The sequence below is a fragment of the Bordetella genomosp. 5 genome (genome assembly GCF_002261475.1).
Taxonomy (GTDB): Bacteria; Pseudomonadota; Gammaproteobacteria; order Burkholderiales; family Burkholderiaceae_B; genus Bordetella.
This window is the reverse complement of record NZ_NEVN01000008.1, coordinates 273,491-294,433: the sequence shown is the minus strand read 5'-3', so window position 1 is coordinate 294,433 and position 20,943 is coordinate 273,491. Positions and strand designations below refer to the sequence as shown.

Annotated in this window: 18 protein-coding genes and 1 tRNA gene; 7 read left to right on the top strand and 12 right to left on the bottom strand. The window is 66.8% G+C overall.

The window, feature by feature from the left end:
- Positions 1 to 707 precede the first annotated feature (707 nt).
- Positions 708 to 1,379, top strand: a complete 672-nt coding sequence (locus tag CEK29_RS15860) for a DUF3053 family protein (RefSeq protein WP_176456917.1) — start codon at positions 708 to 710, stop codon at positions 1,377 to 1,379.
- A gap of 54 nt (positions 1,380 to 1,433) precedes the next feature.
- Complete coding sequence (locus CEK29_RS15855) at positions 1,434 to 2,558, top strand: AI-2E family transporter (protein ID WP_094858654.1); 1,125 nt, start codon at positions 1,434 to 1,436, stop codon at positions 2,556 to 2,558.
- A gap of 88 nt (positions 2,559 to 2,646) precedes the next feature.
- Here the strand turns inward: CEK29_RS15855 and CEK29_RS15850 are convergent, their stop codons facing one another.
- The gene (locus CEK29_RS15850) at positions 2,647 to 2,982 is read right to left on the bottom strand and encodes a YnfA family protein (protein WP_094801987.1); all 336 of its coding nucleotides are present in this window, start codon (positions 2,980 to 2,982) and stop codon (positions 2,647 to 2,649) included.
- Positions 2,983 to 3,092: 110 nt separating this feature from the next.
- On the opposite strand from CEK29_RS15850, the gene CEK29_RS15845 reads away from it, so the two are divergent.
- Entirely contained in the window at positions 3,093 to 3,470 is a 378-nt protein-coding gene (locus CEK29_RS15845; protein WP_094801985.1) for a hypothetical protein, read from the top strand.
- Position 3,471: 1 nt separating this feature from the next.
- Here CEK29_RS15845 and CEK29_RS15840 read toward each other — a convergent pair whose 3' ends face one another.
- Both CEK29_RS15840 and CEK29_RS15835 read right to left on the bottom strand, forming a co-directional pair.
- Entirely contained in the window at positions 3,472 to 4,911 is a 1,440-nt protein-coding gene (locus CEK29_RS15840; protein WP_094801983.1) for a diguanylate cyclase, read from the bottom strand.
- A 106-nt stretch (positions 4,912 to 5,017) separates the two neighbouring features.
- Positions 5,018 to 6,196: a GGDEF domain-containing protein gene (locus tag CEK29_RS15835; RefSeq protein WP_141217942.1), complete on the bottom strand. Its 1,179-nt coding sequence runs from the start codon at positions 6,194 to 6,196 to the stop codon at positions 5,018 to 5,020.
- An 829-nt stretch (positions 6,197 to 7,025) separates the two neighbouring features.
- Between CEK29_RS15835 and CEK29_RS15830 the strand changes: the two genes are divergently transcribed.
- Entirely contained in the window at positions 7,026 to 7,631 is a 606-nt protein-coding gene (locus CEK29_RS15830) for an HD-GYP domain-containing protein (protein WP_094858652.1), read from the top strand.
- Positions 7,632 to 7,686: 55 nt separating this feature from the next.
- Here the strand turns inward: CEK29_RS15830 and gvpU are convergent, their stop codons facing one another.
- The 3 genes from gvpU to CEK29_RS15815 form a co-directional block, all read right to left on the bottom strand.
- Positions 7,687 to 8,172, bottom strand: a complete 486-nt coding sequence (gvpU, locus tag CEK29_RS24135) for a gas vesicle accessory protein GvpU (RefSeq protein WP_249279118.1) — start codon at positions 8,170 to 8,172, stop codon at positions 7,687 to 7,689.
- A gap of 74 nt (positions 8,173 to 8,246) precedes the next feature.
- Positions 8,247 to 9,212 carry a 2-hydroxyacid dehydrogenase gene (locus CEK29_RS15820; protein WP_094858723.1) on the bottom strand — a complete coding sequence of 322 codons (966 nt, stop codon included), beginning with the start codon at positions 9,210 to 9,212 and terminating at the stop codon, positions 8,247 to 8,249.
- A 91-nt stretch (positions 9,213 to 9,303) separates the two neighbouring features.
- The gene (locus CEK29_RS15815) at positions 9,304 to 10,296 is read right to left on the bottom strand and encodes a Bug family tripartite tricarboxylate transporter substrate binding protein (RefSeq protein WP_094802219.1); all 993 of its coding nucleotides are present in this window, start codon (positions 10,294 to 10,296) and stop codon (positions 9,304 to 9,306) included.
- A 156-nt stretch (positions 10,297 to 10,452) separates the two neighbouring features.
- Between CEK29_RS15815 and CEK29_RS15810 the strand changes: the two genes are divergently transcribed.
- Positions 10,453 to 11,358, top strand: coding sequence for a LysR family transcriptional regulator (locus tag CEK29_RS15810; protein WP_094801977.1), 906 nt, complete (start codon positions 10,453 to 10,455; stop codon positions 11,356 to 11,358).
- A gap of 71 nt (positions 11,359 to 11,429) precedes the next feature.
- Here the strand turns inward: CEK29_RS15810 and CEK29_RS15805 are convergent.
- The 3 genes from CEK29_RS15805 to egtD form a co-directional block, all read right to left on the bottom strand.
- Positions 11,430 to 11,506: transfer RNA gene (locus tag CEK29_RS15805), tRNA-Met, on the bottom strand.
- A gap of 123 nt (positions 11,507 to 11,629) precedes the next feature.
- Entirely contained in the window at positions 11,630 to 12,991 is a 1,362-nt protein-coding gene (egtB, locus tag CEK29_RS15800; protein ID WP_440588330.1) for an ergothioneine biosynthesis protein EgtB, read from the bottom strand.
- Positions 12,992 to 12,993: 2 nt separating this feature from the next.
- Positions 12,994 to 13,965, bottom strand: coding sequence for an L-histidine N(alpha)-methyltransferase (egtD, locus tag CEK29_RS15795; RefSeq protein ID WP_094858651.1), 972 nt, complete (start codon positions 13,963 to 13,965; stop codon positions 12,994 to 12,996).
- 323 nt (positions 13,966 to 14,288) lie between these two features.
- Here egtD and CEK29_RS23720 point away from each other — a divergent pair, with 323 nt between their 5' ends.
- Both CEK29_RS23720 and CEK29_RS15785 read left to right on the top strand, forming a co-directional pair.
- Entirely contained in the window at positions 14,289 to 14,876 is a 588-nt protein-coding gene (locus CEK29_RS23720; RefSeq protein ID WP_094801973.1) for a hypothetical protein, read from the top strand.
- Positions 14,877 to 14,930: 54 nt separating this feature from the next.
- The gene (locus tag CEK29_RS15785) at positions 14,931 to 16,385 is read left to right on the top strand and encodes a phospholipase D-like domain-containing protein (protein WP_255176174.1); all 1,455 of its coding nucleotides are present in this window, start codon (positions 14,931 to 14,933) and stop codon (positions 16,383 to 16,385) included.
- A gap of 57 nt (positions 16,386 to 16,442) precedes the next feature.
- Here CEK29_RS15785 and CEK29_RS15780 read toward each other — a convergent pair whose 3' ends face one another.
- The 3 genes from CEK29_RS15780 to CEK29_RS15770 all read right to left on the bottom strand — a co-directional run bounded on the left by CEK29_RS15780 (position 16,443) and on the right by CEK29_RS15770 (position 20,940).
- A complete protein-coding gene (locus CEK29_RS15780) occupies positions 16,443 to 18,131 on the bottom strand; it encodes an FMN-binding glutamate synthase family protein (RefSeq protein WP_094858648.1) in 1,689 nt (562 codons plus the stop codon).
- A 131-nt stretch (positions 18,132 to 18,262) separates the two neighbouring features.
- Positions 18,263 to 19,489 carry a YeeE/YedE family protein gene (locus CEK29_RS15775; RefSeq protein ID WP_094858647.1) on the bottom strand — a complete coding sequence of 409 codons (1,227 nt, stop codon included), beginning with the start codon at positions 19,487 to 19,489 and terminating at the stop codon, positions 18,263 to 18,265.
- Positions 19,490 to 19,629: 140 nt separating this feature from the next.
- Positions 19,630 to 20,940 (bottom strand): arsenic transporter, encoded by a 1,311-nt coding sequence (locus tag CEK29_RS15770; RefSeq protein WP_094858646.1) that lies wholly within the window; start codon positions 20,938 to 20,940, stop codon positions 19,630 to 19,632.
- Positions 20,941 to 20,943: the final 3 nt, after the last annotated feature.

Below are 20,943 nucleotides of genomic sequence, written 5' to 3'. Positions count from 1 at the left end.
CGGAGTAGGGTGCGCCACCGCTACGGCTTGAACGACATTCCCGTGACGCAAATAAGCGTGGGGGTGTGCGGGTAGCGCGGCGGGTTCGGGTTCGGGTTCGGACGCGACGAGATTCGAAGCGGGTGCCGGTAAACGATGCTCTGGCAAGGCCTCTGTGGGGTTGGAGGCCATGCTTCTGACGGTGCTATCCGAAAGAGGGTCGATCGAAAGAAGGTCGATCGAGAGAAGTCGTTCGCTTGCGGCGGCGTGCTGCGGGTGCGGTACTGCAATGGCAGTGATGCAGGGCGCAGGGCCAGGAAGTTGGCGTAATCCGGTGCATGAGATGCATGCCGGCAGCGCCAAGAATACAGGCAAGACTGCGATCATATCTCTAAGCCTTTGTTCTGTCAAGGCTTTTGTTTGCGCTCGGCATCAGGGTGCCGAGCGCGACGCCGGCCGGCAGGCACGCGACAGGTGGCATCGCGCGCGCTCATCCGGCGTCCGGTGGTCTCGAACGGCGCTAGGCGCCGGCCGTGTCACAGAGCGATTCGATGGCAACAAAGTCTGGGCGAATGCAAACCCGGCCCGGGCGCTGCGCTAAGCTCGATGCATCCCTTTTTTTGGCTGCCGAGGGGCGCCGCAGGTGTATGCCCGTGCTCGATTTTGTGGTTCGTCCGTTGTTCTCAATGCCACGCTGGCGGGCGCTTGCCCGTGGCCTGTGCGGCGTCGTGGCCGCTGGCCTTCTGGTGGCCTGCGTCAATCGTGAGCCGCAAGAGCGCGCCGCCTTCATTGCCTTTCTGCGCGATCACGTCGTGGTCATGCAGGGCGTGATCGCGCCGCCGCTCACGCCGGAGCTGCGCGAGGCTATCGGTGGCTACGACAAGCACTATGAGGTGCTCACGGTCTTCCAGGCCGGCGTTCGGGATGCCCTGCGCACCTCGGACGAGGCCACCCAGACGCTGAGCGTGCACACCGTCGAAGAACTGCTCGAGCGCCGCGCGCAATGGCTCAACCTGCGGGCCGAGGTGCACCGGCAGGCAACGGAGCTGCCCCGTGCGCTGGCTCAGGCCAGGCAGGCACGTGCCGATCTGATGCAGGCCGCCGAGCTCAAGACTGTGTACGACCAGGCTTTCGAGGCCGCGGTGGAACGGCCGGCGCGGGAGCTCGAGCCGCTCTGGCCGCTGCTGGAGTCGACGCTCGCGAGCGCGCTGGACGCCGCCGATTTCGTCGCGCTGCGACAGGGCGAGATCGCCACGAAGGGGCCGCTCACGCAGGTGCGCGACCCGTCGGTGCGCGACGCGCTCAACGCGCGGCTGGCCGCCTTCAACCAGCATGCCGATGAACTCGGCCAGGCGCGGCAACGCTATTGCGCGCTGAACCCGCAATCGTGTGCGCGCTGACAAGGCGCTTGGATACAATGACGCGACCGCGGCTTGCCGCACTCGAGATTACCCATGAATCAGCCCACGTTGCTCCATAACCGCACCTTCATCGCGCTTCTGATCCTGGTGACGATCGCGTTCGGCTGGATTCTCTGGCCGTTCTACGGGGCGGTGTTCTGGGGCACCATCCTGGCCATCATCTTCGCGCCCGTGCATCGCCGCGTGCTCGCCAGAATGCCCACGCGCAACAACCTGGCGGCGCTGATCACCCTGCTGATGGTGCTGCTGCTCGTGATCCTGCCGCTCATCGCCATCACGGGCTCGCTCGTGCAGGAGGGCGCCAGTCTCTATCAGCGCATGAAGTCGGGCAACCTGAACTTCGGCAGCTATTTCCAGCAGGCCATGGACGCGATGCCGGCCTCGGTGCACGACATGCTGGCGCGCTTCGATCTGGCCGACCTCGGCAGCATCCAGGAAAAGCTGTCTTCGGGTGCCATGGCGGCGAGCCAGTTCTTCGCGACCCAGCTCGTCAACATCGGTCAGGACACCTTCCAGTTCCTGGTCGGGTTCGGCGTGATGATGTACCTGCTGTTTTTCCTGCTGCGCGATGGCCGGCATCTGTCGGCCCGCCTGCGCGCGGCCGTGCCCCTCGAGACGCACCAGAAGCAGCATCTGTTCCGCAAGTTCACGACGGTCATCCGCGCCACGGTCAAGGGCAACATCGCCGTGGCCGCGTGCCAGGGCGCGCTGGGTGGCGTGATCTTCTGGGTGCTCGGCATCCAGGGCGCCTTGCTGTGGGCCGTCGTGATGGCGTTCCTGTCGCTGCTGCCCGCGATCGGCGCGGGCCTCATCTGGGCTCCCGTCGCCATCTACTTCCTGCTCACGGGCGCGATCTGGCAGGGCGTGGTGCTGATCGCGTTCGGGGTGCTGGTCATCGGCATGGTCGATAACGTCCTGCGCCCGGTGCTGGTGGGCAAGGACACCAAGCTGCCCGACTATGTCGTGCTGATTTCCACGCTCGGCGGGATGGCGCTGTTCGGTCTGAACGGCTTCGTGATCGGACCGCTGGTGGCTGCGTTGTTCGTCGCGTGCTGGGACCTGTTCGCGCCGCCCCATGCCGATGGGTCGGAGGCACGCGACGCCGAGGTGCCCACGGCACCGCCGCCCATACCCGCGCGGGCGCGCGATACCGAATAAAGACGTGTGATCGGGCCGGCTGTTTCAGCCGGCCCGTGTCGTTGCGGGGTGCCGGTCGTGCGCGGCCTCGCCGCCGCGCGAGACCGACTCAGGCGCGTGCCGGCTGCAGGCCGATCACGGCCATTCCGGCGAGCGCCAGCACCGCGCCCGCGGCGTCCCAGCGGGTGAGCTCGACGCCGTCGACCACGCGCAGCCAGACGAGTGCGATCACGATGTACATGCCGCCATAGGCGGCGTAAGTGCGCCCGGCCGCGGCGGGGTGCAGCGTGAGCAGCCAGGCGAAAAGCGCCAGCGCGACGGCCGCCGGCACGAGCAGCCAATAGGATCGCCCCTGGTTCAGGACCAGCCACGGCAGGTAGCAGCCCACGATCTCGAAGAGCGCGGTGACGGCGAACAGGGCAACCAGCTTGATCAGGTCGTACATGAAGGCAACTTCCGGAGCGAATTCAGAGGCGAGTGAGACGCTCGCAAAAATGTGAAAGTGGTCGCGGGCTTGGTATATAGTGCCCGTTCAGATTGCCTGAGGAGTGAGTCATGACTGGCCCCAAGGTTTTTGCTGGATTGTTGCTGCTCGCAAGCGTGATCGCGCCCGTGCATGCAGCCCCGCCCGTGTATCTGAACCACAGCATTATCGTCAATATCCCGAAGGCCGACCTGCCCTCGTTCCGCGCCGCCGTCAGCCAGGCGCTCAACGATTCGGCCGACGGCCAGACCACGAACTGGACCAGCACGAAGCAGCGTGGCCGCGCGCCCGTCAGCGTGGCGCTCACGCCGTCCCAGACCACCCAGACCCAGAAAGCCGATCGTTGCCGCATGCTGCACGGCCGCTTCACGCAGAGCGGGGGCAAGGAGGATTGGTCTTTCTGGTTCTGCCGCCAGCCCGAAGGCAACTGGAAGGCCAGCAGCCACTGATCTAGCGCGCTTCGATGGGCGGCCCTTGCCAGGCGCCCTCGTCGCCGTGCAGGTTCGGGTCATGGCGATCGTCCGCCAGCACGCAGCGGTTTCGCCCTTCGTCCTTCGCCCAGTACAGCGCCCGGTCGGCGCGCTTGAGCAGCCGTTGATAGTCGGGATGGCCGTCATGGGCGGCCACGCCCACGCTGAGCGAAATGCGCACATGGGCGCCATCGGGCAACACCATCGCCTTGTCTTCGACCCGGCGCCGCAGCGATTCCGCCACGTTCAGCGCCTGGCTCGCGCCGGCGTCCACCAGCACCACCAGAAATTCCTCGCCGCCGAGCCGGAAGGTGTAGTCGCCGCCGCGGCTGTATGACGAGATCAGCGAGGCGGTCTGCTGCAGCACGAGATCGCCCGCGTCGTGGCCGTGCTCGTCGTTGATCTTCTTGAAGTGATCCACATCGGCCACCAGCACCGACAGCGGCGCGCCCGTCTTGCGGGCGTACGCGACCTCTTTGCTCATCACCACGTGCAGATATTTGCGATTGAGCAGATGGGTCAGCGTGTCGCGGCCCGATTCGAGATTGCTCGCCTGCTCGAACAGATCGTCCACCAGAAAGCCGATGGCCTTGGTCGTATCGCGCACCGCATGCAGCAATTCGATGCGCTCGGCGGCCTCACCGCTGTCGTCGCGAATGCGGTCCAGCCGCTGGTCGATTGCCTCGATATGGCCGCGCACGTCGCGCGCTTCCGGTGATCCGTCGAACGCATGCGCCGCCTTGTGCGTGAACCACAGACCGAACTCCGACTTGCCCAGTCGCGGCAGTTCGCGCCATTGCTGGCCTACCGACAGGCCGAACATCAGCTGGTTCTCCCAGTCGAGCAGCGCGGCGCGCTGGCGTTCCTTTTCGGCGCCGACGTTCTGCGACAGCGCCAGCAGGCGATAGCCTTCCTCGGCGCGTGCATTGCGGTCGTGCGACACGGCGTAGGCATGGCACATCATCTCGATCGCGATCAGGGTGACGTCGTTGATGTACTTCGACGTCTGGATGAGGGTGTCCAGGTCGATATCGCGGTGAGCGGCGAGCAACTCGTGCATGCGCCGGATCAGGGCGCGTGCGCCCCGCATGACCAGGTGCACCGGGATCTCGATGCGGGCATGGACCTCGCCGACGCGGCGCTGAAACGCCACGGCCTGCTCGAACTGGCCGCCCGGCGCGGCGGCGAACACGGCGCGCAGCCAGTCCTGCATCGACGCATGAAGCTTGTTGCGCACCAGTTGGTCCGACAGGAAAAAGGCGGCGTTCGGGTCGATCAGCATCCGGTTGTAGAAGTAATCGGCCAGTACGACGGTGTTGGCCTCGATCAGGGTCTGGGCCAGGGCAATTTCGGTGGCGCCGTAAGGCGCGCAGGTTTCTTTCCAGCGTTGGGCAAGAAGTTCGGTGGAGAGCTTGGGCACGGCGGAGAATCGGAGCAACGTATGGCCCGGCGGCATCGAGCCGCGCGGGCGGGATGGAGATGGCCGCGGGCGCGGGCTGCGCGCCGCGCGGGCGAAATGCGCGGTATCAGGTCATGCCGAATTCGGAGACGGCGTCGGGGCTCTGGCGAACCACGCGGTTGCGGCCGTCGCGTTTGGCCTGATAGAGAAGGGCGTCGGTACGACGCATCCAGCTGGACACGTTATCACCCGGCACCAGCATCGATATGCCCGTGCTGGCCGTGATGACGTGGTCGTGCGCGAACTCGGCCAGCCGCACCTCGCGCAGCTGGTCGGCGAGGCATTGGGCCAGTTCGTGAGCCGCGTCGACGTCGCGCTGCACGACGACGGCGAACTCTTCACCGCCGACGCGGCCGGCCAGTCCGTCCGCGCCGACGGTGTCACGGATGATGCCGCCGAACACTTTCAGTACATGATCGCCGGTGGCGTGGCCGTAGCGGTCGTTGATGGACTTGAAGTGGTCGATGTCGATCAGAAGCAGGGCGTGCTCGGCGAGGCCGGCGTGACCGATCATCGCGGCCGCGCGCTCGTCGAGCGCACGCCGGTTCCAGAGGCCGGTGAGCCCGTCGATGTCCCGGTCGTCGCGCAGCCGCGCGATCATGTCCGCCAGGCTCGCGACCAGCAGCGCCAGAGCGAGGATCAGGCCCGTGAGCACCAGGGTCAGTTGCAGCAGCAACCAGAACGTCGCGCTGCCGACCACGTTGGGTACGAAGGGCAAGGGCAGGGCCATGGTGAGCAGCGTGCGCGGAAAGAAGCTCATGCCGAACAGCGCGAACACCCAGAAAATGCAGCGGTCGATGCGGGTGGTCCGCGTCGCGCGGCGGATGCGCCACGCGGCCGCGCAGAGCACGGTGCCGATGCCGAAATTGAGGGTGTACGTGCGGCCGTTGAGGTCGGGTCTGCCGAAGTGGTAGTAGGCCACCGCCCCGAACAGCAGCACACAGGCGGCGGTCAGCGCGAGTTCGGCGCGCACGCCGTAGCGCCGCAGAATGCCCGCGGCCATGCAGCCGATGCTGGCCAGATAGATGCCCGCGGAGAGCGCGGAGTTCATCTCCGGGTCTACCGGCCAGGCCAGGATCTGCATCACCGCGCCGGCGGCGTAAAACAGAAAGGCGAGCGCCAGCATCGGGAGATACGACCGGCGGTCGAAAAATCTCCAGATGCACAGGAAACAGCCCGACAGCACCAGGGCAATCGCGGGGCTGCCCAGTGTGAGGACTTGAGTGGCGCTGAGTGAGAGAGTCACGGCGGAGTCTGCGTCGGGCGCAATACGTGCCTGCAGCGTGCGGTGAGGCACGCCCGTTCAGGCTGCCGGCCAGCGCCAAGGCGCGTGCCGGCGAATTGCGGCGTGTGGCGCTCAGCGCGCCGAACGGCGGTCGACGTGACGGCCTGGCTGCGCCCGCGTCCCGCCTTGGCGGGTCCGGGCGGGCGACATCGTAGCGATCGATGGGAACAGCAAGTGGCGATTCATCATGACTCCCGGAAGTAGCGATGTGCAAACGTGGCTGATCTTGGTGTAAGCCAGGTACGGTGCCTCGGTCTTGCAGGTGCCGGGAATATATGGAAATCCCCTGGCGTGCATCCCCGGAATGCGCGGTCTGATACGCGCGCATGAATATTCGCTTCGCCCTCGAGGATTATCTTGCCGAACGGAATTTTGGAATTCCGGTGGGAGGTGCTTCCTGTGGCATTCGTTTTATTTTTTTGTTACAGCGACGGCAGAATGGTTACGCCGGGGCTATGTAACAGGGGTGATGCTGAAGCGTATCGTAACGCAGTCTCTTGCTGGATAGGAAGCGAAAATCGCAAAAAAGCCCTTAAAAATCCGCTTATTTACGAGTCTGGGCTACCTGCCCGAGTCGCCCCAATTCGGTAAGGAAATATTACGGCAAGGTCGGAAATATTGCGCATAGGTGAGCAAATGAGCGCATCAAAGTAAATTGCTTTGAATTGATTATTGCAGCCGCTGCATTTTTCTATTTTGTGTTTTTTATATTCGGCCGCGTGTTTTTGGCAGGCTCGAGAAAATCCCGGGATAATCGCGGCTTGTTGTTCCGTCGTGCCCGAGTTCGCCCTTGTCCGATCCGCTTTCATCGTCCGCTTCCGCCGAGCATCCCGCCAGCGCCGCCCTGTCCGCCGTCGTGCGGGCCCGTGACACCGCCTGCCATGACCATTGCGATCGCGTGAATCGCCTGGTGTTTGGGCTGGCGCGGCGCAGCGGCGTGCGGACACGCGACCTCGCGCCGCTGGCGCTCGCCGCGCGTCTGCACGATCTGGGCAAGATCGGCGTGCCGGACGCCATCCTGCACAAGCCCGGCCGCCTCGACGACGCGGAATGGAAGGTGATGCAGCAGCACCCGGTGATCGGCGAGGAGATCGTCCGGCTGGCCGGCCTGCCGCGGGGCGAGGAGGTCGCGGCGCTGGTGCGCTGGCACCATGAGCACTTCGACGGCAGCGGCTATCCCGATGGCTTGCGGGGCCACGACATTCCGCTGGGCGCGCGCATTCTGACGGTCTGCGATATCTACGATGCGCTCGGCGAGCCGCGCGTCTATCGGCCCGCGCTCGCGCACGACGAGATCATGACGATCATGGCGCAGGAGGCGGGAGGCCACACGGACCCCGTCCTGTTCGAACGCCTGGAGCGCGTGGTCGTCGAAGACGGCGCGCTCCAGCGCTGAACGCAAAACGGCCCCGCGCGGCGGTGCCGCGCGGGGCCGTCGGGCGACACGACGATCAGCTATTGCCGGCGGGCGTGTTGGTCCATTGCAGGTTGCCGAGCACGAACCCGTCGACTTCTGCCAAGCGGCCGCGCCACAGCACGGGCTGATGCGAGATCGGCTCGCCATTGGTCGTGAAGAACTGGGCGTTGGTCAGGTGAATGTAGTTGGGCAGCGGCGATGCCGGCTGCTCCTGGCGGAACACATCGCCGAACCCGGCCAGCGCGGTGCGCACGGCTTCGCGCGATCCCGCCTGCTCACCCGTGAGCGCGTCGGAGAACGCCACCGCGAAGCGGTCGAAGTATTCGGCGCCCGAGACGATATGGCCTGCGACGAGCATACCGTCGATCTGCAGCGTGACGCCCACGCTCTGCAGCGCGGTGCCGCTGTTGACGAGGTTGACCAGAAACTGCAGAAAGGCGTCGGCCTGCGGGCCGGATTGCGCGGCCGTCTGCGGCGCCGCGGCGCCCGGGGCGAGGTCGCCGGTATCGATGTCGCTCATGAAAATCCTGAGATCCGTGGTGGAGGTGAGCGCACGATACCGCAAACCCGCCTCGCGAGCCTACTGTCGCGTGCTCAGACGACGCGCGTGTGCACGCGCCCCTCGGAGAACCAGTCATCCAGATTGGCCAGCATCAGGTCGGCCATGGCGCGGCGGGTTTCGTGCGTGCCGCTTGCGATGTGCGGCAGCAGCACCACGTTGTCCATGGTATTGAGTTCGGGCGGCGTCTGCGGCTCGTGTTCGAACACATCCAGCCCCGCGCCGGCGATCCGGCCTTCGACCAGCGCCCGCACCAGCGCGGTTTCATCGACCACGGTGCCGCGGGCGATGTTGATGAGCCAGCCCTTCGGGCCGAGCGCGTCCAGTACGGCCGCGTCGACCAGATGCCGGGTGTCCGCGCCGCCGGGCACCGCCAGCACCAGCACATCGCATTGCGCCGCCAGCGTGCGCAGGTCGGGGCAATAGCGGTAATGCGCGGGCGCGTCGGCGCGCGGGCTGCGGTTGAAATACGAGATCTCCATGTCGAAGGCCTCGGCGCGGCGCGCGATCTGGCGGCCGATGTTGCCCAGCCCGGCGATGCCGCAGCGTTTGCCGGTCAAACGCGTTCCGAGCTCGAAGCCTTCCTTGGTCCATCGGCCGGCGCGCACGAAGCGGTCGGCCTGTGCGATGCGGCGCGTGGCCGCGAGCATCAGCGCGAGCGCGGTATCGGCCACGCAGGCATCCAGTACGCCCGGCGTGTTGGTCACCGCGACACCGCGTGCGCGCGCGGCCTCGATGTCGATGCTGTCGTAACCCACGCCGAAGCTGAAGATGCCCTCGAGCGCGGGCAGGGCGTCGATGAGCTCGCGTTTGGCGCCGAAGCGGCCGCTGGTGGCGATGCCACGGATGCGCGCGCCGTGTTCGCGCAGGAACGCCGCCGGGTCCTGCGCCTCCCAGAGCCGGTGCACGCGATAGCGGCTTTCGAGCGTGGCGATCAGATCGGGCAACAGGGGGCCGACCATCAGAATCTCGGTCGAGGTTTGGCGCGGGGTATCGGTCATGGCGTGCAGCTTGGTGAATTGAAAGAAGAGGCGAAGCGTAAAGTCGGGCAGCGCCGGGCTGGACAAGCCACTCGGCGCCGCGGTCGTGCGTTCAATTGGTCTGGATATTCCGGCTCTTGATGATCTCGCCGTAGCGGGCGCGTTCGCGGGCGGCGAGGTCGGCCAGTTCCTTCGGCGTCGATCCGTGCGCCACCGCGCCCTGGGCCTCGAGCTTGGCCTTCATGGCGGGATCGGCCGCGATGTCGCGGATGGCCTGCGACAGCTTGTCGATCACCGGCTGCGGCGTGCCGGCCGGCGCCAGGACGGCGGTCCACGAGCCCGACTGCGCATTGCGCACGCCGGCCTCGTCGATCGTGGGCACATCGGGCATGGCGGGGGATCGCGCCGCGCCGGTGACGGCCAGCGCCCGCAGCTTGCCCGCGCTCACATACGGCATGGTCTCGAGCACGGACGCGAACAACATGTCGACGCGGCCGGCCATGAGATCCGTCATGGCGGGACCGCCGCCTTTGTAGGGCACGTGCATGAGCTCGGTGCCGGTCGCCTGCTGGAAGATCTCGCCGGACAGGTGCGGTGCGCCGCCCGTGCCGGAACTGGCGAACGTGTGTTTGCCAGGCGCATTGCGCGCCAGGCCGACCAGCTCCTGCACATTCTTTGCAGGCAGGGTCGCGGGCACGACCAGCACGAAGGGCAGATCGGAGAACAAGGACACCGGCGCGAAGGCCTTGGTCGGCTCGGCGTTCAGCTTGTAGATCCATGGGTTGATCGCCAGCATGCCGGAGTTCGCGAACAGCAGGCTATAGCCATCGGGCTGCGCGCGCGCCACCAGGTCGGCGGCGATCTGGCCGCCCGCGCCCGGGCGGTTGTCGACAACCACCGACGCGCCGAGCTTCTGCTGCAGCGCCGCCGCGAGCAGGCGCGCCGAGATGTCGGTCCCGCCGCCAGGCGAGAACGGCACAATCAGATTGATGGGGCGGTCCGGATACTCGGCCTGCGCGGCCACGGGCAGCGCGGCGCAGACGCTCGCTACCAGGGCCGCCGCGACGAGGCGGATGCGCGAACGCGCGGGTTGGGTTGTCTCCATGATCTTCTCTTTGTGTTTGGGCGGCGGTGGGCCGCGGGGCGCCTGCATCGAGGCCTTCCGGGGCACCCGTCTGCATGCCGGGCCAGTATAGGGAGGCGATGTCATGGATAGCCATTCGAGCTATAAATAGCATTGATCAATACCAGGATTGAATCGATGGAATTCCGCCAGCTCGAATGTTTCGTCGCCGTGGCCGAGTCGCTGCACTTCGGCCGCGCGGCCGAACGCCTCTGCATGACGCAGCCGCCGCTGTCGCGCCAGATTCAACTGCTGGAGCAGGCCTTGGGCGTCACGCTCTTCGAGCGCAACAGCCGGCAGGTCGAACTCACCGCGGCGGGACGCCATTTCCTGCGCGATGCGCGCCACCTGCTGGAGTACTCCGCCCGTGCGGCCGCCACGGCGCGTCGCGCGAGCGGCGGCGAGGCGGGGCATATCACGTTGGGGTTCACGGCGGTGGCGTCGTACCGGTTGATGCCGGCCATGATCATGCAGGCGCGCAAGGTGCTCGCCGACGTCGAGATCCAGCTGCGCGAGACCGTCTCCACCGACCTCAATCGGCTGCTGCTCGCGCGCGAGGTGGATGCCATCCTGGCACGCAGCGTGCCGCAACAGCCGGGGGTCGAAGCGCGGCTCATCGTGCGCGAGCCGCTGGTGCTGGCACTGCCCGACGGCAATGCGCTGCTCGAACATGAGTCGATCACGCTCAAGCAACTGCACGGGCAGCCGTTCGTGCTGTACTCGCCGCGCGAGGGCAAGTTCTTCTACGACCGCATCGTGGGAGCGTTCGGGCTGGCGGGCGTGCAGCCGCGATTCGTGCAGAGTGCCGGCCAGACCCACACGCTGCTCGCGCTGGTGCGCGCCGGCCTGGGCGTCGGCATCGTGCCGGATTCCGCCCGCGAGCTGCGGCTCGACGGCGTGCACTACCGGCCGCTATCGGTGCGCAACTTCAACGCCGACATGTATCTGGCATGGCACGCCCAGCACGAGAACCCGGCGCTTGCGGCCTTTCTGGAGCGGGTGGCCCGCATCGACGATGCGCCGCAGGCGTTGCGGGCGCGGTGAGCTTGGAGGAGGGCGCGCGAACTGCGAAGCCAATGCAAAACGGCCCGCATCTCTGCGGGCCGCTTAAATTCTGGTGGCGCATCCCTGATTCGAACAGGGGACCTGCGGATTATGATTCCGTCGCTCTAACCGGCTGAGCTAATGCGCCATCTCGCTGTTTGGTCGCCGCAAGTGATTGCGTGATCAGCGAAGAACGAAATTCTAGCACAAAGTTTTTGGCGCGTGCAACAAGGATGACATCTCTGCGAGCTGATCGTGGGCACAAGGCTGGTCAGGCGTCGCGCGCCAGCCGGATCCCGGAGAACTGCCAGCGCGCATCGGCCGGGAAGAAGTTGCGGTAGCTCGCGCGGATGTGGCTTTCCGGCGTGGCGCAGGAGCCGCCGCGCAGGACGTACTGGTTGCACATGAACTTGCCGTTGTATTCGCCGACGGCGCCCGCCGGCGCGGTGAAGCCCGGGTAGGCGTCGTAGCTGCTGCTGGTCCATTCCCAGGCATCGCCGTAAAGCTGCACGGGCCCGCCCGCCGCATTGGGCCGGGGCGCGGGGCAGGGGCCCAGGCGACCGCTCTCGAGGAAGTTGGCGTGGGCGTCGGCGCCGGGCGCCGCGCCCTGGCGCGAGCGCGTGGCGTATTCCCACTCGGCTTCGCGGGGCAGCCGCACTCGCGCCCAACGCGCATATGCGTCGGCCTCGAAATAGCTGACATGCACCACCGGCGCCTGCAGGTCCAGGGGCTGCATGCCGTGCAGCGTGAAGGCCTGCCACTCGTCTTTCTGGCCCTGCCAATACATGGGCGCACGCCAGCCCTGGGCGCTGACCTGATCCCAGCCCAGCGAGAGCCAGAGCTCCGGACGGCGGTAGCCGCCGTCCAGCATGAACGCCAGATACTCGCCCTGCGTGACGAGCCGATTGGCCAGGTGGAAAGGCTGGAGCAGGACGTCGTGCGCCGGCGATTCGTTGTCGAACGCGAACCCATCGCCTTGATGGCCGATGCGTACGACGCCGCCGTCGTAGCGGGTCCAGCCGGCCGGCGTGCCGGGCGGCAGGGCGGGCAGCGGCGCGTCGGCGTAGGCGGGCGCGATCGGGTTGCACGACAGCAGGTGCTTGACGTCGGTGAGGATCAATTCCTGATGCTGCTGTTCGTGATGCAAGCCCAGCTCGATCAGCGCATGCGCGGGCTCGCCGTCGGGGTCATCGCCCAGTTTGCGCAGCAGGGCCTGCACCGAGGCATCCACGCGTTCGCGGTACTCGAGCACCTCGGCAAGCGTGGGGCGGGTGAGCAGGCCGCGTTGCGGGCGGGGGTGACGCTCGCCGACGCCGTGATAGTACGAATTGAACAGCACGCGGTACTGCGGATTCACGGGCTGATGAGCCGGGTAGTAGCGCGCCAGCACGAAGGTCTCGAAGAACCAGGTGGTGTGCGCCAGATGCCACTTCACCGGGCTGCAGTCGGGCATGGACTGGGCCTGACAGTCTTCCGGCGACAGGGGCGCCGCGAGCGTGCGCGACTGCGTACGGACGGCGTGGAAGCGTTCGGCCAGCGTGGGCGGGCCGGCGCGCATCGCCGGCGGATGCGTGAGGGCACAGGAGCTGTCCAACACGGGAGCATCGGGAGAAAACGTGCGGCGCGCCATCATGATCAGGTCCTTGCGCTGAAGACGCTGAACCAGTCGCGTTGATCCGACCAATGACGGATGCCGCGAAAGCCGGCTCGCTCCAGCAAATCGGTGAAGCCTTCGACCGAATACTTGTAGGAATTCTCGGTGTGGATCGTCTCGCCGGCGGTAAAGACGCGCGTGGCGCCAGGCCAGGTCAGGACGAGGTCACGCCGAGCGACCACATGCATCTCGATGCGGCTTTCTTCGGTGTTGAAATGAGCGCGATGCTGCCAGTCGCTGACATCGAAATCGCTGCCCAGCAGCTGATTCACGTGGCGCAACATATTGAGGTTGAAGGCCGCGGTGAGGTGCAACGCGTCGTCGTAGGCGGGTTCGAGAATGTCGCGCGACTTGATGCGATCCACGCCGACCAGCAGTCCGCCGTTCGGGCTTTGGTTGCGGATGCGCACCAGCATGGCCAGCGCGGCGTCGGGGTCGAGGTTGCCGATGCTCGATCCCGGATAGAAGAACAGGCGTCCGGCGGGCGGCACCGAGCTCGGCAGGCGCAGGCCCTGCGAAAAGTCGAGTCCGAGCGCGGTGATCGAGATGTCCGGCCAGGTGCGTCGCAAACGGGCAACCGCCTGGTCCAGATACTGCGCCGAAATATCCACCGGAATGTAACGCCGCGGGCGCAGCGTGGGGAACAGCTTCTCGGCCTTGACGCAGTCGCCCGCGCCGAGGTCAATCAGGGATTCCACCGTGCCGATGTGATCCGCCATGGCCTGCGCATGCGTGGCGTAGATCTCCGCCTCGCAGCGCGTCGGGTAATACTCGGGCAGCTGGGTGATGGCCGTGAACAGGCTCGACCCCAGCGTGTCGTACAGAAACTTCGGTTCGATCAGCGCCTGCTCGCGCAGCAGGCCTTCGCTGATTGCGCTACGGACTTCGTGGGAGGGCCCCTGGCCGGCGTCGGCCTCGAGGTCGGCGTTCAGCTTCTTCTGCGGGTGAGCCATGTGGTATTCCCCTAGCAATGGTGTCGTAGCGCGCGACTGAAGGGCTATTGTGCGTGCGGGCGGGCGCGGGGTGTCAAGGCGAGGCCCGCGCGCAGCAATGGACTTTTACGAATGGCAAAACCCCGTGGTCAGGGCGGATCTGTCGCGTCGCCGCTTTTGCCTCGTGCAACCGTGTGCGGGCCCGGCCACTGTGAAGAATTGGTTGCGGCAGAAATACTGCTTTACGGCTGGTTGCCAAACCTGAGGACAGCAAAAAGTGACGGGACGAGAATAAGGTCATAGAGGCGCCTAGCCTAGTCTGACTCTGAGCCAGGAGGCGAACCATGACCACAATCGTCGTCGCACGGTTTGACAGCGTCCCATCGGCACGCAGCGCGGCACATGCCCTGTTGGCGGATGGGTATCGGGAAGATGCGATCAGCATCCTGTATGAAGATCCACCGAAGGGGTCGCGACAGCGGCGCACCGGTGGACCCGATCTCAGTTCTCCCGCTGCGCGCTACGGCGCCGTGGCGAGCGCGGCTGCGCTTGCGACTTTGGGCGCCATCCTGGGCGCGCTGGCCATGTTGACCCTGCAAGATCCGGGCAGCATGGCGCTCGTCATGGGTGCGGCGCTCGGTGCGTATCTGGGCGCCCTCGCGGGCACGGTCTGGGTCCTGACCGGCCTGCGGCGTGCGCTGACGGCCGAGGACGAGGACGAAGCGCTCGCCGAGCGCGTGGTGCTGCTGGCCGTGCAGTCGGAGCCGGGCGCCGAGCTCGGCGCGGTCACCCTGTTGCGCGACGCGGGGGGCCAACATATTCAGCGCGAACGCGGCCGCTGGCGCGCGGGCCGTTGGGCAGAACGTGAGCCGGGTCGCCGCATGGTGACCAGCAAGCCGGCGACGGCGCATCATACTCAATGGCAGCCCTGAATGAGCCCTGTCGCATTGGTGGCGCCCGCGGGCGGGTGCGAGCGTGGATGGCTGATGCGCCGGGTCGCGCAATGGCTGGCGGTAGGTTCCTTGTTGCTCGCCGCCGGCTGCGCCAGCGTGCCGGGGCCCGAGGCCCTGAGCGAGCGGCGGGCGCAGGCGGGCCTCTCCGCCGATTCGGGTTGGGATAGTTATCAGCGCGGCCATGACATCGCCGCGCGTGTCGCGTCCTCTTCCAAGGGCGGCAAGGGTGACGAGGCGTCGTTCATGGCGCGCCACCTCGCGGTGGAGCAGGCCATCAGCGGCGCGCCGCTGGTCGACGGCAATGGCGTCAAGCTGCTGGCGGACGGCCCCGCGACGTACAAGGCCATGCTGGCGGCGATTGCGCGCGCCGAGCGGTACGTCCATATGGAGACGTACATTTTCGAAGACGACGAGGAAGGGCGCCGGTTTGCCGATGCGCTGATCGCCGCGCGCCAACGCGGGGCGAGCGTCGCCGTCATGGTCGACGCCGTCGGCACGATCAGTACGCCTGATGCGCTCTTCGCGCGGATGCGCGACGCCGGCGTGCAAGTCGTCGTGTTCAATCCGGTCAACCCCGTCGCCGCGCGGGCAGGATGGTCGATCAATCAACGCAACCATCGCAAACTGCTGGTCGTGGACGGCGAGGTCGGGTTTCTCGGCGGTATCAACGTCAGCAGCGTCTATTCGTCGAGTTCGCGCGGAAGCAGTGGTGGAAGCGGGCGCAGTGGGGGCGGAAGCGGCCGCGGCGCCAGTGGGGCCGGTGCGGATGGCCCGCAACCGGATGCTTCGAGCATGCCGTGGCGCGATACGCATATCGAGATCCGCGGTCCCGCCGTGGCCGAAATCGAAGAGGTCATTCTGGATGCCTGGGCCGCGCAAAAGGGCCCGCCGCTGGAGGGCGACCGCTTTATCCGCATCGTGCCGCGTCAGGGCGATCTGTCCGTGCGCATCCTGGCCAACGACCCCGACGATACCGAGGATGGCTATGCGGTCTATCTGACCTTGATGTCGGCGTTCGAAAGCGCCCAGAAATCCATTCACATCACCATGGCCTACTTCGTGCCCGATCCGGCATTCATTCGGGCGCTGGCGCAGGCGGCGCAGCGCGGCGTCGAGGTGATCCTCGTGCTGCCGGGCTTCAGTGACTCGGGTCTCGTGTTTCATGCGGGGCGGTCCCACTATCAGGACTTGCTCGAGGCGGGGGTGCAGATCTACGAGCGCCGCGACGCGCTGCTGCATGCCAAGACGGCCGTCGTGGATGGTGTGTGGTCCACCGTGGGCTCGAGCAACATGGACTGGCGCAGCTTCGCGATCAACTATGAGCTGAACGCGGTGATCCTCGGGCCGGGATTCGGCGCAGAGATGGAGGCGCTGTTCCGCGAAGACGTCGCCGCCTCCGTGCGTATCGACCCGCAGACCTGGCGAGAGCGAGCGGCCGACGACCGTTTCAAAGAATTCTTCTCGCGCATGTTCGAGCGCTGGCTCTGAAAACGCGATCCGCGGCCCGGGGCCGCGGATCGACGTGCGCAAGCCCTGCGGCAAGCCCTAGGCGGGCGAGGGGGCCGGCAGGTCGGGGCGGATCGGCGCCGAGGCCGGCTGATGCGCCTGGGCGAGGGCCGACGTGATGTCGGTCGCGGGTGCGAAAGAATCCGCGCGCGCCATCGTCCAGCCCACCAAAAACACGTTGTGGCGGAATTCGCCGCGCAGCAATTCGCCGGGCGCCAGCTCGGGAAACAGCGCGGACAGCAGCCGCACTTCCGACGAGGACACGCGGCGCGCAATATGGTGCGGCCGCAGCTGGCTGGGATGCGTGAGCCCGGCCGCCTGCAGCAGCTCGGCCAGCGCATGCAGCGTGTTGCGATGGAAGTGCATCACACGCTGCGCCTTGTCCGGCACGACCAGCGCGCGTTGACGCAGCGGATCCTGGGTGGTGACCCCGGTGGGGCACTTGCCGGTATGGCAGGCCTGCGCCTGGATACAGCCGATCGCGAACATGAAGCCCCGCGCGGCGTTGCACCAGTCGGCGCCCATCGCCATCACGCGCGCCATGTCGAAGGCGGTGATGATCTTGCCCGAGGCGCCGATGCGGATGCGGTCGCGCAGGTTCACACCGATCAAGGTGTTGTGCACCAGACGCAGCGCCTCGCGCAGCGGCGTGCCCACGTGGTCGACGAACTCCACCGGCGCCGCGCCGGTGCCGCCTTCCGCGCCGTCGACCACGATGAAGTCGGGCGTGATGTTGGTCTCGAGCATGGCCTTGACGATGGCGAACCATTCCCAGGGATGCCCCATGCAGAACTTGAAGCCGACCGGTTTGCCGCCGGACAGCTTGCGCAGCTTCGCCACGAAATGCAGCAGACTGATCGGCGTGTCGAAGGCGCTGTGACTGGACGGTGAGTTGCAGTCCTGCCAGGCTGCAACGCCGCGCGCCTCGGCGATCTCCGGCGTGACCTTGCCGGCCGGCAGAATGCCGCCATGCCCGGGCTTCGCGCCTTGCGACAGCTTGATCTCGATCATCTTCACTTGCGGCAACGTGGCGTTGCGCACGAAAGCCTCGTCGGAAAAATTGCCGTGCGCATCGCGGCAGCCGAAGTAGCCGGAGCCGATGTTCCAGACGAGCGCGCCACCGGGTTCACGGTGGTAGCGGCTGATCCCGCCTTCGCCGGTGTCGTGCGCGAAGTTGCCGGTGCGGGCGCCCTCGTTGAGCGCCAGCACCGCGTTCGCCGACAGCGCGCCAAAGCTCATCGCCGAGATATTGAACGCCGACATTGAGTAGGGCTGGGTACAGTCCGGACCGCCCACCATCACGCGGAAATCGGGATCCTCGATGGCCGCGGGCGTGAGCGAATGGTTGATCCACTCGTATCGGTCGCCGTACACATCTTCCTGCGTGCCGAACGGGCGCTTGTCGATATCCTGTTTGGCGCGCTGATACACGATGGAGCGTTGCGCGCGCGAGAACGGCGCGGCATTGGTGTCGTCTTCCAGGAAGTACTGACGGATTTCCGGGCGGATGAATTCGAACAGAAAGCGCAGGTTGCCGATCACGGGGTAGTTGCGCCGGATGGCATGGCGCGTCTGCACCAGGTCGTAGACGCCGAGCACGCTCAGCGCGGCGAGCGGCAGGGCGGCCCAAAACCATCCCCAGGCGCCACGGAAGCCCAGCGCGGCAGTCACCACGGCGGCAATCACGATCAAGGCAAAAGCGGTGTAGCGGCCAAACAGCCTGTCCATGGTTGTTCTCCTCGTGCGGCAGGGGGCTTCACCATAACAGAGGCCCTCGCCGGGTGCGCCATGCGCGGGGGCCGCCCGGATGCAAAAAAGCCCGGCGGCGCCGGGCTTGTGGGTAGCAGAGCCGGTAGCGCTCAGCAGCTGGCGGCGGGAGGCGTTTTTTCCACGGCCAGGCCGAACAGCGGGCGCAGCTGCACGCCGAGGGCGCTGCCCGCGAATGCGGCCGGGAGCCACATCCAGGCGTGCAGGCTGCCCGACAGGATGCCGCTGAAGTACGCGCCGATGTTGCAGCCGAAGGCGAGGCGCGCGCCGTAACCCAGCAGCAGGCCGCCGACCACCGCGCCGACGAGCGAGCGTGCCGGCACCTTCCAGATCGGCGCGAACTTGCCCGCCGCTGCGGCTGCGGCCAGGGCACCGAGCATCAGGCCGATGTCCATCACGGTCGTCACGTCCTGGCGCAGCGGCGCGTTGAGCGAGGCCTGCTGCTTGACCCAATAGCTCCAGGTGGCGACGTCGCCGCCGACGGCGTCGTAGGCCTTGGCGCCCCACAGTGCGAAGGCCGACGTAATGCCCCACGGGCGCCCGGCCAGCGCGAGGGTGGCGAAGTTGAGCAGCACCAGCGCGACGCCGCCCCACAGCAGCGGCCACGGCCCCTGCAGGAACGAGCCCGGGCGCGCGGTGCGCGACGCGAACGAAATCAGTTGGCCGTGACGGCGCTTTTCGAGCCAGGTCGTGAACCACGCAATGAAGCCGAATACGGCGAGGTTAGCCACGAGTGCGGTGCCCAGCCCCCAGGACTTGACCAGCGAGGTCGGCGCGAGCGCGGGCAGGTTCGACCACCAGTCGAACTGCGCCGTGGCGATCACCGAGCCGATGATGAAGAACAGCAGCGTCACGAGCATGCGGGTGTTGCCGCCGCCAACGGCGAACAGCGTGCCCGAGGCGCAGCCGCCGCCCAATTGCATGCCGATACCGAACAGGAATGCGCCGAGCACGACCGACACGCCCGGGGGCGACACGAAGCCGCTCACCGGCTGGCCGAACAGGGTGCCTTGCGACAGCACCGGGAAGAACAGCAGCACGCCGAGGGCCAGCATGAACATCTGCGCGCGCAGGCCGGCGCCACGCCGGTCGGCCACGAACACGCGCCAGGCCTGGGTGAAGCCGAACGACGCGTGGTAGAGCGCCACGCCCAGCAGGGCGCCGATGATCCACAGTGCGCTCTGCCGCAGGCTCACCGTCTGCAGCAGATAGACCGCGCCCACGGCCAGCAGCGCAAGCGCGACCCAGAGCGGCTTGCGGTTGATCTGAATGGGCGGGAGAGACGAAGGAAAGGGCAGGGTAGAAGCGGGTGTGCTCATGGCGCGTTCCAGGCAAGGTAGGGCGCGCGCAGGGCGGCACCCGACTCGGAAAGATGCTTTAGTCTAGGGATAACCCTTAATTCCGTGAAGAATTGAATTCGTCTAATTACATAACCAAAAGCAATAAGACGAGGGGCGGCCTAGGAGAACTGCAGGCGCAAGGCCAGGGCGGCGAGCGTCACGAACAGCACCGGCAGGGTCAGCACGATGCCCGTGCGGAAGTAATAGCCCCACGAGATGTGCAGCCCCTTGCGCGCCAGCACGTGCAGCCACAGCAGCGTGGCGAGGCTGCCGATCGGCGTGATCTTGGGGCCGAGATCGCTGCCGATCACATTGGCGTAGATCATCGCGCTGCGCACGGCGACGTCCGTCGTATGTACGTCTGCGATAGCGAGCGCGCCCACCAGCACCGTGGGCAGATTGTTCATGATCGAGGCCAGCAGGGCCGTGATGAAGCCCGTGCCCAGCGCCGCGCCCCAGACGTTGCCGCCGGCGCCGTCGGCGTCGATGCCGGCGGTCCAGGCGAGCGCGCGGCTCAGCCACGCGGTGAACCCGGCGTTGTGCAGGCCATAGACCACCAGATACATGCCCAGCGAGAACACGACGATGTGCCACGGGGCGCCGCGCATGATGCGGCGCGTGCCCACGATATGCTGGCGGCCCGCCACCAGCAGCAGGCCGGCCGCGCCCACGGCGGCGATCGCGCTCACGGGAATGCCGAGCGGTTCGAGCACGAAGAAGCCGACGAGCAGCAGGGTCAGCACGACCCAGCCGGCGCGGAAGGTCACCGGGTCGCGAATGGCGCTGCGCGGGTCCGGCAGGCTGCCGGTATCGAAACGCGCCGGGATGTCGCGGCGGAAGTACAGCCACAGCACGGCCAGCGTCGACAGCACGGCCGCCACATTGACCGGCACCATCACCGCCGCGTATTCGCCGAAGCCCAGGCCAAAGAAATCGGCCGACACGATGTTCACGAGGTTCGACACGATCAGCGGGATGCTGCCCGTGTCGGCGATGAAGCCCGCCGCCATCACGAAGGCGAGCGTGGCGCCCGGGCCGAAGCCCAGCGCAAGCAGCATCTCCATCACGATGGGCGTGAGGATGAGCGCGGCGCCGTCGTTGGCGAACAGGGCGGTCACGGCCGCGCCCAGCAGCACGATGAGGATGAAGAGGCGATGGCCGCTGCCGCGGCCCCAGCGGGCCACGTGCAGCGCCGCCCATTCGAAGAAGCCCGCCTCGTCCAGGATCAGGCTGGTGATGATGATGGCGATGAAGGTGGCCGTCGCGTTCCAGACGATGTGCCAGACCGCGCCGATATCGCTCAGATGCACGGCGCCGGTCAGGAGCGCCAGGCCCGCGCCGATCAATGCGCTCCATCCCACGTTCAGTCCGCGCGGCTGCCAGATTACCAGGACCAGCGTAAAGACGAACAGCGAGAGAGCGAGCAGCATGGC